Here is a 12,776-nt window from a genome sequence, read left to right as displayed (position 1 = left end):
GGTTTGTATGCTTTTAACCTCAAAACCTATCGTACAATCAATTATGGTTCCTGAGAATCGAAGCTTTTTAGTGCAAGAACCACTTCAATTGTGTTTTTCCCTATTAAAGAAAATTTATATTTAGTATCTTAATTCCCACAAACGGGTCTGGTAATGAAAAAAATACGGCTTGGAAAGCTAAATTCGCTGCATGAAGCAACGCTCACCGCGGTGGCAAATGACCTGTTGAAGAAAACCCCTGCTGAAAAAACTTCTTCAGCAAAAGCTCCTAAAGAAAAGACCAGTCAAAAATGGCAAAAAGAAACCATCTGTCAGAAAATTGATGAGGACCTGTCTTCTGCCCTGCTGGTTGATGATATTTTTATACCTGCTGCTGACAAAGCTTCAGTTTTTAGAAATACTATTGTTGCCGTTTGGAATGAAGGGGATTGGAAAATAAACTTTCAGAATGTCTCCAGGATAAAGTCAGGAGAAAATAATTCATGCCTCGAGGATCAAAACAGGGAATTGAACAAATATGTTTCTTCCTTATCTTCTTCTCTTTCAGAATCCCGGGAAGCTTTAAAAAAATTGCAGGGGCAGGTGCTGCACCAGGAAAAACTGGCCAGTTTAGGTCAGCTTTCAGCCGGAATCGCACATGAGATCAAAAATCCGCTGAATTTCATCAATAATTTTTCAGAATTAAGTACCGAATATATTGAAGAGGTCTTTGAAAACCTTGAAAGCTCATCAACTGATTCAGTATCCAAAGAAACAGAGAACCTTTTGCGGGATGTTCAGGTCAATTTAAAAAAGATCCATGAGCACAGCAGCAGGGTAGAAAGAATCGTGCGGTCCATGCTCATGCATTCCAGAGGCGAATCGGGCAGCAAAGAAGTTACCGATCTGAATGTTCTCATTAGGGAGTATGTTAACCTGGCTTTCCACGGAATGAGAGCAAACAGGAACCCCATTAATGTCAATATTCAATTCAATCTCGATCCTTCCCTTAAAGAAGTCAAATTGAATCCGGAAGATTTCAGCCGGGTCATTCTTAACCTTTGTAATAACGCTTTTGATGCAATGCGTGAAAAGTATATGCTACAGGCAGATCAGGTGAAATTAGCTAAGGCAGGAAACTACAAAGGTCAAACCTTGGAAGAGGTGAGATATCTTCCGAGGTTGATCGTCAGCACCCTACAAAAAGAAGATTCTGTAACCATCAGTATCGAAGACAATGGCCCGGGAGTACCTAAAGAGATAAAAGACAAGCTCATGATGCCTTTTTTTACAACCAAAAAATCCAAGGAAGGAACCGGTTTGGGCTTAAGTATCACTAAAGGGATCATCAAAGACCACAACGGCAGGATCAATTTGAGTACAAAGGAAAATGAATTCACACGATTTACTATTTCTCTTCCGCTGAAGAGATTATGAGAGATCAGGGATAAAATGTTTAATTAGAAATCCATTTCATTATGGCAAAAATTTTAGTAGTGGATGATGAGGCTGATCTGGAGATACTTATTAAGCAAAAATTCAGACAGAAGATAAAGCAGAATGAATACGAATTCCTTTTCGCCATGAACGGGAGACAGGCTTTGGAACAGCTGGAAAAGAATCCGGATGTGGAGTTGGTCCTGAGTGATATCAACATGCCTGAAATGGACGGACTTACCCTCCTTTCCAAGATCAGAGAGACTAATTCCCTTTTGAAATCTGTGATCGTTTCTGCCTACGGTGATATGGAAAACATTCGTATTGCCATGAACAGGGGCGCCTTTGATTTTGTTACTAAGCCTGTAGATTTTAAAGACCTGGAGATCACCATTGACAGAACCCTGGAGCACGTGAAGGAAATAAAACGGACTCTAAAAGCGGTTAAGGAGAATAATATTTTGAGAATGTATGTGGATGAGACGGTGCTGAATTTTATGGAGCGAAGGGAGATCGAATCTTCCCTTTTTGAGAATGAAACTGTAGAGGGTTCAGTGGCTTTTATTGATATTGTGGAATTCACAAAGATCAGTGAAACCCAAAAACCGGATGTGGTAGTAGAACTTCTTAATACCTACTTTGATATTATGGTAGAAGAGATCATTAACCATAAGGGCATTGTAGATAAATTCATGGGGGATTGTGTAATGGCAGTGTTTTTAGATGAAGGCCATCGAAAAAGGGCTCTTGAAGCCTGTCTTTCCATAAGGAACAAGCTTACCAATTTACCTGAGGTTGATAACGAAAACCACTATCGCCCCCAAATATCCATTGGTGTCAACAGTGGGGAAATGGTTTCCGGAAATATCGGCTCCTCCACCCTTAGACGGCTTGACTACACCGTGATTGGTGATGTGGTCAACGTGGCTTCGAGGTTACAGAGCTCGGCCAGCGTAAACCAGATCCTGATCACTGCTGAAAATTTTGAACACGTAAAGGACCTTTTTGAATGCCGGGATATAGGCCTTAAAACTATTAAGAACAAAAAAGAACCAATTCACCTTTATGAGGTTCTTAAAGAACGTCAAGCGCAGTAATGGCAAATTCTATAAGCAATTCAGACAGAGTAAACTGGGGTTCGATCTTTTCCTTATCGTCTCTGATTTACTCTATTCTTGGGGTTTTCTCAGCCATGATCGCCCTGGAGGCTTTTATGCTTCCCAACCACTTTTTAGATGGCGGGGTGACCGGGATCTGTATTGTTCTGGAAGATCTAATAGGAGTTCCTTTCACCATATTGCTCGTAATAGTTAACATACCTTTTCTTTACCTGGGTTACCGAAAGATCGGTAAGACCTTTGCAGTTCGTGCCTTGATCTATATACTTTTTCTCACCATCCTGATGCATTTCATTGAAATTCCGGCGGTGACTGATGATAAGGTTCTGATCGCCTTTTTTGGAGGGTTCCTGATTGGACTCGGTATTGGCCTGGTGATCAAAGGTGGCGGAGTGCTGGACGGGCTGGAGATCATGGCCTTCTACACGGTAAGAAACTCCGGGTTCACGGCCGGGGAAATAATCCTGGCTCTTAATGCTCTTATTTACCTGGGAGCAGCCTTTGTTTTTAGCGTGGAAACCGCTATGTATTCCTTCCTGGTGTACTTTACGGCAATGAAAACATCAGATTACGTGGTGGATGGCTTCGAAGAATTTACGGCCCTTACTATTATTTCAAAGGATTGTGATCTTGTGAAATCCCTGATCGTGAATACTTTTGGAAAAGCTATCACCGTTTATAAAGGGGAAAGAGGATATTTACCCGGTTCTTATGAAGTTCGGCACAACTGTGATATTGTAATGACTATAGTTACCAGACTTGAAATACATCGAATAAAAGAAGCTACCCTAAAAATAGATCCCCACGCTTTCTTCTTTGTTCAAAGAATCAAAGAAGTGAAAGGCGGAATTGGTAAACAAACAGAACAAAATAAGATACATGAACAGATTCCCACAGATATATACGAGAGTGATATCGAAACTGGAAAGTAAGCTTCCATCCTATTTAAAATATCACAATCCGGCTCACACTTTATATGTGCTGGAAATGGCAGAATTTATAGGTAAGAAGGAAAAAATCGCCGATAGGGACCTTTTTCTAATTAAAATAGCTGCCCTGTATCATGACTGCGGATTCATAATTCAGCGGAAGGATCACGAGACCATAAGTTGTGAAATGGCCACTAAGGAACTTCCTGAATTTGGATTTCCCGAAGAAGAGATCAAAAAGATCTGCGGAATGATCATGGCAACCAAAATTCCCCAAAAACCGAAGAATAAGTTAGAGATGATCCTTGCTGATGCAGACCTGGAATACCTGGGTACAGATAATTTTGGTGAAATCAGCCAAAGGCTATACCTGGAAATGAAGCATTTTGAACCAGATCTTACAGTTGAACAATGGAATGAAATACAGGTAAACTTTCTTACCAACCATCACTACCATACCAATTATTGCCAAACGCACCGGGAGCCTAAAAAACTCCTGAACCTGGAAAAAATCAGAAAGAACATGCGCCAACTGGGTTAATCCTCTACCCTTACAGGATCGATCTTCCAAATCGTAGTACAGTAGTCTTTTATAGACCTGTCTGAAGAAAACTTCCCAATATTAGCTACATTCAGAATAGACTTTTTTGCCCATTCTCCGGGTTTGCTCCAAACCTTATGGATCTCTTCCTGCTTATCAATGTAAGACTGGTAATCTTTAAGTAATTGGTAAGGGTCCTGCTGTAAAAGATTGTTATACAGCGGCCTGAAAAGTTCTTTATCACCGTCAGACAATTCTCCGGAAATCAAAAGATCAAGTACCTCCCGAAGTTCCTCATTCTGTTCATAATATTTATAGGGACGGTATCCTTCAGCCCGTGTTTTTTGAACCTCTTCGGTAGATTGTCCAAAAAGGAAGAAATTCTCATCCCCTACTTCTTCCCTGATCTCCACATTGGCCCCATCCAGTGTTCCAACAGTCAAGGCTCCATTGAGTGCAAACTTCATATTACCTGTTCCTGAAGCTTCTTTACCGGCCAAAGATATCTGTTCAGAAAGATCAGCCGCGGGGTACACCACCTGCGCCTGTTTCACATTGAAATTGGGTAAGAAAACAACTTTTAAGCGATCTTTCACCTGCTCATCATTGTTGACCAGATCACCTACTGAATTTATAAGCTTGATGATGAGTTTCGCCATAAAGTAACCGGGAGCGGCTTTTCCACCAAAAATGAAAGCGGTAGGCACAATGTTCTTATCATCTCCATTTTTGAGGCGTTTATAAAGGCTTAAAATATGGAGGACTTTTAAATGTTGACGCTTATATTCATGAATCCTCTTAACATGCACGTCAAACAGCATTTTTGGATCTACTGAAATTCCGGTCCTTTCCTCCATGTGCGCTGCCAGTTCCTTTTTATTCTGCAGCTTAATTTCCATCCATTTCTTCTGAAAAGTCTTATCATCACTGAATTTTTCCAGTTGATGCAGCTGCATAAGATCTGTTAGCCAATGCTTTCCGATCTTTTTAGAGATCAACTCCGAAAGACGGGGATTACTTACCCCTAGAAAGCGGCGATGATCCACTCCATTGGTCACATTCGTAAATTTTTCGGGCCAGAGGTCAGCGAAATCATTCAGCACCTGTTTTTTTAACAGTCCCGAATGTAGTGCCGAAACACCATTGACCTTGTAGCTTCCAACGGTAGCGAGGTGTGCCATGCGCACAGAAGTTTCTCCGCTTTCATCAATAAGAGACATTCTCGCCATTTGTTCGCCATTATAATTCCTTTCCTTTAACTCATTCAGAAAACGGTTATTGATCTCATATATGATCTCCAGGTGGCGAGGTAGCAACCGGCCTAAAAGTCCAACCGACCATCTCTCCAGAGCTTCCGGAAGTAAAGTATGGTTGGTATAGGCAAAGGTGTTCTTCGTGATATTCCAGGCATCCACCCATTCCATCTGGTGTTCGTCGACCAGGAGCCTCATTAGCTCTGCCACCGCAATTGAAGGATGAGTATCGTTCAACTGAATGGTAAATTTCTTGTGTAGATCTTCCAGTTTTCTTCCCTGCATCAACTGTAACCTTATGATATCCTGCAACGAACACGATACAAAGAAATACTGTTGTTTTAAACGCAGTTCTTTTCCTGAAAGGTTTTCATCATTAGGGTAAAGTACTTTGGTAAGGTTTTCAGAACGCATTTTTTTCTCAACAGCCTTGTAATAATCTCCTACGTTATAAACACTAAAATCGAATGATTCTATAGCTTCAGCCTTCCACAACCTCATGATGATACCATTGCTTTGATATCCTAAAATGGGAGTATCATAGGCTGTTCCTTTTAATTCGGAATCGGGGATCCACTCTACCTGATATTTATCATTCTCGTCTACCCAATGCTCGGTCCTGCCCCCGAATTTTATCTCGTAAGCAATTTCCGGCCTCACCACTTCCCATGGGTTTCCGTAATGCAACCAAAGATCTGTTTCTTCAGATTGCCAGCCATTCTTAATATTTTGATTGAAGATCCCGAATTCATAGCGAATGCCGTAGCCAATTGCCGGAACTCCTAGAGTAGCCATGGAATCCATGTAACAGGAAGCCAGGCGACCAAGTCCGCCATTCCCTAAGCCGGGTTCCACCTCTTCCCGCAGGATCTCATCCAGATCAAGGTCCAGTTCTTTCAGGGCCTCTCGGGTCTCATCAGTGATCTCCAGATTCAAAAGATTTTTGCCAAGGTGTGGACCCGGTAAATATTCCGCAGAGAGATAAGCCACCGCACGGGCATCCTTTTGTGCAAACTCAGCCGTAGATCGTACGAATTGCCGGAATGCCCTGTCCCGGACTGTAAGGGCGAGGGCTTTATACAGGTCATTTTCTGTGGCCACTTGCGGCACCCTTCCCAGATTGTAAAAAAGCTTTTTTAAAAACGAAGCTTTTATTTCTTCTTTTGAGAACCCTATTTTTTCAGTATTCTCTATTTGGGATAAAAAATGTTTTTCAAGTTTCTTATTCTCTCGTTTCATCTGCTTTTTTTGAAAAATTAATGAAAATATCAGGATTTGGAAGCTATATTTTTTTAAATAAGATAACTTTAAGAAAATTAACAAGAGAAGTATTTCAAGATCTCCACCCTCCCAATCCTATTTTTGAATTTCTTATTTTTACCGTTTTCCGGTTATTAAATACTGCGGAAAAATTCAATCTTAAACAAAGAGCAACATGAGTAAATTTTATTCCTTTTCCGCCAAGAGCCTGAATGGAGAAACAATCGAGATGGAAGAATTCCGCGGAAAAACAGTAATAGTCGTCAATACTGCTTCTGAATGTGGATTTACTCCCCAACTTGAAGGCCTTGAAAAATTGTATCGGGAGCATAAAGATAATGGACTAGTTGTGCTGGGATTTCCCTGTAACCAATTCGGAAAACAAGAACCCGGTGATGAAGAGGATATCGCAAAAGGCTGTGTCGTAAACTACGGAGTTACTTTTCCCATGTTTTCTAAAGTTGAGGTCAACGGACGAAATGCCCATCCTCTTTTTAAATATCTCAAAAAAGAACTCAGCGGATTCCTGGGAGGAAAGATCAAATGGAACTTCACCAAATTCCTGATCGACAGCAACGGGAAGCCGGTTGAAAGATTTTCTCCGGTCACCAAACCGGAGAAAATTGCAGAATATTTACCGGTGAACAGTAATTCCTAGGCTACCTTGAATTCAGGACCGTTGAACGCGTACAGGAGTTTATAATATTCATCCACCGATTTTTTCCAGGTAAACCTCATTTTTCGGGCATTCACCTGTATCTGTTTCCAGGTATTTTTTTCGTTCTCGAATAGATGCAGAGCTTCTTTAAAGCTTTCTACCATATTGTAGACTTTTTCGTCATACGTCTTCCCGTCAAAGGCAAACCCTGTGTGTACATGTTGCACGGTATCTTTCAGCCCGCCGGTATGATGGACCAGGCAGGGTTGTCCGTTTCTCATTGCCAGCATCTGGCTGATTCCGCAGGGTTCGAAAAGGCTTGGCATGAAATACAGATCTGAATCGCGGTAGATGGAATTCACCACAGCTTCACATTGGGTATTCATAAAAATAAAGTTCTTTCTCTGGTAACTTACCTTCCGAAGTAATTCTTCATAATCTGGAGCCCCGGTTCCCAGGAGCACATAAATTCCGCCGACCTCTTCCAACTGGTCAAGGATATTTAGGAGAGACTCCGGAGAGCGTTTAAAGAAATAGAATTTTTGCTCGGTAAGCCGGGCCACGCTTGCAGAAATAAATTTTGGACGTTTCTTGAGATAAGGAACGATCTTTTCCCCTGTATGAGCCAAAAACTCTGCCTTATGACGGTCAGTTTCATTCTGAAGTTGCCGAAAGATTGTGGTGGCAATATTTGGAAACAATCTTCCTTTTTTGACTTCTTTGGTATGGTAATTTGAACCATTCAGGATGCCGTGGAACCTGTCTTCTCTGTCTGCCTGTTTGAGGTCATTTTCCAGCCCCTCTCCCCCAATAAATTCCGGAGCATCACTCGGGAGAAGGACATCCTGCTTATAAGACGGCGATACGGTGTGCACCGCATCAGCAAACCTGATGCCCAGGGCCATTAGATTAAAACAATCGCGGTATCTGGGATCCCGAAGTTCCTCTTCTTTGAATTCCACTTCCGGAAACCACGAGTGTAAAGAGGAGTAACTGTTATTGAACGGTCTTATTCCCTGCAGGGCAAGGTTGTGAATACAGTAAACGAACCGCAAATTCTTAAGTTCGGAATATTCGGTATGGTAACGTCTCAGGAATAACAGCATACTGGAATGCCAGTCATGAAGATGGACTATATCAAGCTCCCCAAAAATGTCATTTTTGATAGCCTCTGCTACAGCGGTACAAAAGATGGTATACTTCACCACATCATTAAAGAAAGGCTCCTCATCGTGATGATACACGCCACCCAGGTTCCCGGCCTTGATCTCCGGGTGATGCACCACATAATGGGTGATGTTATCAAACTCCTCTTTTCCTTTTACCTCATAGAGATATGCCTCCTGTTCCTCTCCTTTAAGAGTAATGTTAAGGGTAGCCACCAGTTTTCCATTTTGATGCAATCTGGAGTACGAGGGCACCACCACATGTACGCGATCTCCCCTTTCGGAGATCTGCCTTGGCACATCCCTAATAACATCCCCCACTCCTCCAACTTTGCAGTTTGCAATAGCATCATTTTCCGAAGCAACAAATAGAAAATTCTTCATAAATCCTGAACATTTTAACCCGTGAATATCTGTTGCGAAAGTATCGCAATTAAACCTAACTAAAACTATATCAATTGGTTAAACATTTACTAAAAATAGATACTCAAAAATCTCTTTTTCGAGTCCCTCTTCCGAAATACTTACCTCTCAAAAATGGCTTTTTTGGGAACTATCATTTTTTCGATAAAATTCAATTATATCGGGAACCTAAGAGGATGCGCATCCAGGAAGCGGTTGCCAATAGTACAATAAAAACCCCGGTGCAAACGAAAAGAAGTGCCAAGACCATAACCTACATTTTTAATTAAAAGGAACAGCTCAAAGAAATCATTTTTCACCCTATTGAATGTCAAGGCATTGTAAAGCAATCATTAAATAAAAACTTCCGGAATCTCAGAAAAAATGAAAATCATCTTTTAGCTGAAATTTGTAGCTTAGCCATGGCACTCAAACCCCGGCAGCTTGTCTGAAAAAACTGTTTTTTCCCTCTCCCAGCTCACCCGCTCCATACAGAAGGTTGTGGAGGAGCATTGCAGCAAAATTGTGTGGATCAAGGCCGAGATCGTCAAGCTGAATTATTACACAAAATCGGGGCACTGTTATCCTGCCCTGGTAGAAAAAAAGAACGGGAAGGTCATTGCCGAACTGCGCGGGAACATTTGGGCCAGTACTTTTGAGAACATCAACAGGAAATTTAAGTCGGTTCTTAAAGAGGAACTCAGGGACAATATGACGGTGGTGCTGCAGGGCTATGTTACCTATCATCCGGTTCACGGCCTCGCATTAAATATTCTCGACATTGACCCTGAATACACCCTGGGAGAACTGGCGCGGGAAAAAGCTGCCACCGTAGAGCGGCTTAAAAAAGAAAATCTTTTTGAGGCCAATAAGAAAAAAGAGCTGGTGCTTTTACCTAAAACCATTGCTGTAATTTCTGTAGAGACCAGCAAAGGATATCTGGATTTCCTCAACGTCATCAACACCAATGCCTGGAAATATCGTTTCCATCACCTGCTTTTTCCGGCGATACTTCAGGGGGAACGGGCCGTGACCACTATCACAGCTCAGCTTGAAAAGATCAGGAAACACAGCGGAGTATTTGATGAGGTGGCCATCATTCGGGGCGGCGGCGGTGAAGTGGGACTAAGTTGCTTCGACGATTATTCGCTTGCTGAAAAGATCGCTACTTTTCCCATTCCGGTGTTGACAGGGATTGGGCATTCCACCAACGTTACGGTGAGTGAGATGGTGAGCTATGCGAGTTTTATCACGCCCACCAAAATAGCCGAATTCCTGCTTCAGAAATTCCACGATTTTGCAGTGCCGGTGAACCTGGCTTCGGAAAGACTGGAAAAAGAAAGTCAGTGGCGGTTCCGGAAGGAGAAGACTTCGCTTCAGGAAATATCCCGCCTCTTTAATTCCCTTACCCAAAATACGCTTGCCCATAACAGGGCTGAACTGTCCCGACTTGCGCATCTACTGATCTCTGACAGCCGGGAAAACTTCCGAAGTCAAAGAAGCGAATTGAAACAGCTCGAAAAAAGCCTTTTTTCAGATGCGCTTAATTCCATAAAAGAAGCCCGTCAAAAAACCGCTTTTTTGGAAGAGAAGATAGAATTGCTCTCTCCGCAGAGCATTTTAAAAAGAGGCTTCAGTATTACACGCCAAAATGGAAAAACCTTGCGCAGTATTGATGAGTTGGATCCTGCTCTACAATTAGAGACGCGATTATATAAAGGCAGCATCATCAGTACTGTTGAATCAACAAAAAACCCTTCAGAAAATGACTAAAAAAATAAGTTATACCGAAGCTTTTAATGAGCTGCAGGAGATCGTTTCAGAAATGGAAAATTCAGAAATAGGGATCGACCAGCTGGACACCCGCATTAAGCGGGCCTCTGAACTTTTAAAGATCTGCAAGGACAAACTTTTCAAGACCGAAAAGAACGTACAGGAGATCCTCGAAGAGATCAAAAATTATTCGGTAGAAGAGTAGAACCTATACTTTATCTACCGCCACTTTCCAGGTTGGATCTTCCAGAATATTCACCTCAATGATCTCATCGGCATTCTTGAGCAGGTTCCTGCAATCGCGGCTAAGATGTCTCAGGTGGAGTTTCTTCCCTTGCTTCAGGTAACGTTCGGTAAGTTTATTTACGGCTTCAATTCCGGACATGTCGACGATACGACTTTCAGAAAAATCAATGATCACCTCATCATGATCGTTTAGCACGTCAAATTTTTCATTGAAAGCAGTAACGCTTCCGAAGAAAAGCGGGCCATAGATCTCGTAGTGTTTCGCTCCTTTGTCATCCACATATTTACGGGCTCGAATGCGTTTGGCGTTGTCCCAGGCAAACACAAGAGCTGAGATGATCACCCCAACAAGCACGGCCAGCGCCAAATTGTGAAGGAAAATAGTCACCAGCGTCACCAGCACCATTACCAGCACATCTGACTTCGGCATTCTGCGGAAGGTTTTAAAACTCGCCCATTCGAAGGTTCCAATAGAAACCATGATCATCACCCCGGTGAGGGCAGCCATTGGCAGCAACTCAATAATATCGGCGGCGAACATAATAAATACCAGCAGCATAACGGCTGCTACAATTCCGGACAATCTCGCTCTTGCCCCGGAAGACACGTTGATAAGACTTTGCCCTATCATGGCACAACCACCCATTCCGGAGAAAAATCCTGATAGCACATTAGCAGTTCCCTGCGCCACACATTCTTTATTTCCACGACCACGGGTCTCGGTGATCTCATCAACTATATTCAGAGTAAGTAAGCTTTCGATCAAACCAACCCCCGCCACAATAGCAGCGTAAGGGAAAATCACTCCCAACGCTTCCCAGGTAAAAGGGATCATGGGAATATGAAAGGGAGGGAAACCACCTTTAATTGAGGCTATATCGCCCACTGTTTTGGTATCGATCCCTGCAAAGACAACGATCCCGAAAACTACCAGGATTGCAGCCAAAGATGAAGGAAAAGCCTTTGTAAGCTTTGGCAATCCCCAGATGATCAACATGGTAGTAAGCACCAGTCCAAGCATGGTGTAAAGATTACTGCCGGTCATCCAAACCAGTTCTCCCGCATCATTTACGGCTTTAAAATTACCTAACTGCGACATGAAGATTATAATCGCCAGTCCGTTTACGAATCCAAAGATCACCGAATGCGGTACCAGCCTTATTAGTTTTCCCAATCTAAAAACCCCGGCCAGAATTTGTATTATTCCGGCAAGAATTACGGTTGCAAAGATGTATTCAGGACCATGAGAGACTACCAGGGAAACAATCACCACCGCGACAGCTCCCGTAGCACCCGAGATCATTCCGGGACGGCCACCCAAAATAGAGGTGATAAGCCCCATTACAAAGGCGGCATAAAGACCGGTAAGGGGTGATAATCCTGCGATCATTGCAAATGCCACTGCCTCCGGAATGAGGGCCAGGGCCACAGTCACTCCTGCCAGAATTTCGGTTTTAATATCTACTTTGTGAGGGAAATCGAAAAAATTGGCAATTACTTTCATGTCAATAGGTTTGAAAAGAGGAAGAATGCTTTCCCTTTGAAGGTATCAAAAAATTGACAATCAGTATTTCGTTTGCCATTACCTTCTGAAAAAGGACCTTTTCCCGCTCTTTTTTTAAGCCGGCAAAAATAGGAATTTAAATCGGATTAGGAAATCAGACCTCTTTGACAGAAATGATCTTGACCGGACAAGCCTTTGCGGCAGCTTCAGCAGATTCCAGAATGGAATGGTCGGGGGATTTTAGGGTGTGAAAGCCATTTTTTGTCGGTAGCCTTCAGCAGCACACATTTTCCGTCTTTTTTAGGCATCCGGAACTGTTTCGGTGCCAGTTCGACGCAGTAATTCTTTGAGTAGTTTTTCAAAGAAGAGGCACCATCATAATGCAAAGAGTATAGAAAAGTTATATTCTCATAAAACCCTTCTAGCTTTTATGATTTACTAAAACGTTTTCTTAATTTTTTCACTTTTAAATGCCTTACATCCTTTAAAGTCGGTGATGGTTTCAGTAAA

General features: G+C 42.4%; 10 protein-coding genes and 1 pseudogene. 7 read left to right on the top strand and 4 right to left on the bottom strand.

Annotation, left to right across the window (positions count from 1 at the left end; genetic code table 11):
- Positions 1 to 153: 153 nt before the first annotated feature.
- From ACNORC_RS08995 to ACNORC_RS08980, 4 genes are read left to right on the top strand one after another with little or no spacing between them, the layout of a single operon-like run.
- Positions 154 to 1,416 carry a sensor histidine kinase gene (locus ACNORC_RS08995; RefSeq protein WP_418335294.1) on the top strand — a complete coding sequence of 421 codons (1,263 nt, stop codon included), beginning with the start codon at positions 154 to 156 and terminating at the stop codon, positions 1,414 to 1,416.
- 41 nt (positions 1,417 to 1,457) lie between these two features.
- Positions 1,458 to 2,513, top strand: a complete 1,056-nt coding sequence (locus tag ACNORC_RS08990; RefSeq protein WP_418335293.1) for a response regulator — start codon at positions 1,458 to 1,460, stop codon at positions 2,511 to 2,513.
- Positions 2,513 to 3,466, top strand: coding sequence for a YitT family protein (locus tag ACNORC_RS08985; RefSeq protein WP_418335292.1), 954 nt, complete (start codon positions 2,513 to 2,515; stop codon positions 3,464 to 3,466). Before ACNORC_RS08990 ends, ACNORC_RS08985 begins: the two co-directional genes overlap by 1 nt.
- On the top strand, positions 3,414 to 4,004 hold the full coding sequence (locus ACNORC_RS08980; RefSeq protein WP_418335291.1) for an HD domain-containing protein: 591 nt from the start codon (positions 3,414 to 3,416) through the stop codon (positions 4,002 to 4,004). Before ACNORC_RS08985 ends, ACNORC_RS08980 begins: the two co-directional genes overlap by 53 nt.
- Here the strand turns inward: ACNORC_RS08980 and ACNORC_RS08975 are convergent.
- Positions 4,001 to 6,496, bottom strand: a complete 2,496-nt coding sequence (locus ACNORC_RS08975; RefSeq protein WP_418335290.1) for a glycogen/starch/alpha-glucan phosphorylase — start codon at positions 6,494 to 6,496, stop codon at positions 4,001 to 4,003. The two genes, ACNORC_RS08980 and ACNORC_RS08975, sit on opposite strands and share 4 nt — an antisense overlap.
- A 196-nt stretch (positions 6,497 to 6,692) precedes the next feature.
- Here ACNORC_RS08975 and ACNORC_RS08970 point away from each other — a divergent pair, with 196 nt between their 5' ends.
- Entirely contained in the window at positions 6,693 to 7,175 is a 483-nt protein-coding gene (locus tag ACNORC_RS08970) for a glutathione peroxidase (RefSeq protein WP_418335289.1), read from the top strand.
- Here the strand turns inward: ACNORC_RS08970 and ACNORC_RS08965 are convergent.
- On the bottom strand, positions 7,172 to 8,725 hold the full coding sequence (locus ACNORC_RS08965; protein WP_418335288.1) for a glycogen synthase: 1,554 nt from the start codon (positions 8,723 to 8,725) through the stop codon (positions 7,172 to 7,174). The genes ACNORC_RS08970 and ACNORC_RS08965 overlap by 4 nt on opposite strands.
- Positions 8,726 to 9,187: 462 nt before the next feature.
- Between ACNORC_RS08965 and xseA the strand changes: the two genes are divergently transcribed.
- Positions 9,188 to 10,516 (top strand): exodeoxyribonuclease VII large subunit, encoded by a 1,329-nt coding sequence (gene xseA / locus ACNORC_RS08960; RefSeq protein WP_418335287.1) that lies wholly within the window; start codon positions 9,188 to 9,190, stop codon positions 10,514 to 10,516.
- On the top strand, positions 10,509 to 10,721 hold the full coding sequence (gene xseB / locus ACNORC_RS08955; RefSeq protein ID WP_418335286.1) for an exodeoxyribonuclease VII small subunit: 213 nt from the start codon (positions 10,509 to 10,511) through the stop codon (positions 10,719 to 10,721). The genes xseA and xseB overlap by 8 nt, the downstream gene beginning before the upstream one ends.
- Before the next feature lie 3 nt (positions 10,722 to 10,724).
- On the opposite strand, the gene ACNORC_RS08950 is transcribed toward xseB, so the two are convergent.
- Both ACNORC_RS08950 and ACNORC_RS08945 read right to left on the bottom strand, forming a co-directional pair.
- Positions 10,725 to 12,266, bottom strand: a complete 1,542-nt coding sequence (locus ACNORC_RS08950; RefSeq protein WP_418335285.1) for a SulP family inorganic anion transporter — start codon at positions 12,264 to 12,266, stop codon at positions 10,725 to 10,727.
- A gap of 154 nt (positions 12,267 to 12,420) precedes the next feature.
- Positions 12,421 to 12,652: pseudogene (locus tag ACNORC_RS08945) on the bottom strand (ferredoxin).
- Positions 12,653 to 12,776 lie beyond the last annotated feature (124 nt).

This window comes from Salinimicrobium soli (assembly GCF_048323655.1).
GTDB classification, from domain to species: Bacteria; Bacteroidota; Bacteroidia; order Flavobacteriales; family Flavobacteriaceae; genus Salinimicrobium; species Salinimicrobium soli.
Note: the sequence above shows the minus strand (reverse complement) of the source record. Positions and strands in the feature narration are given on the sequence as shown.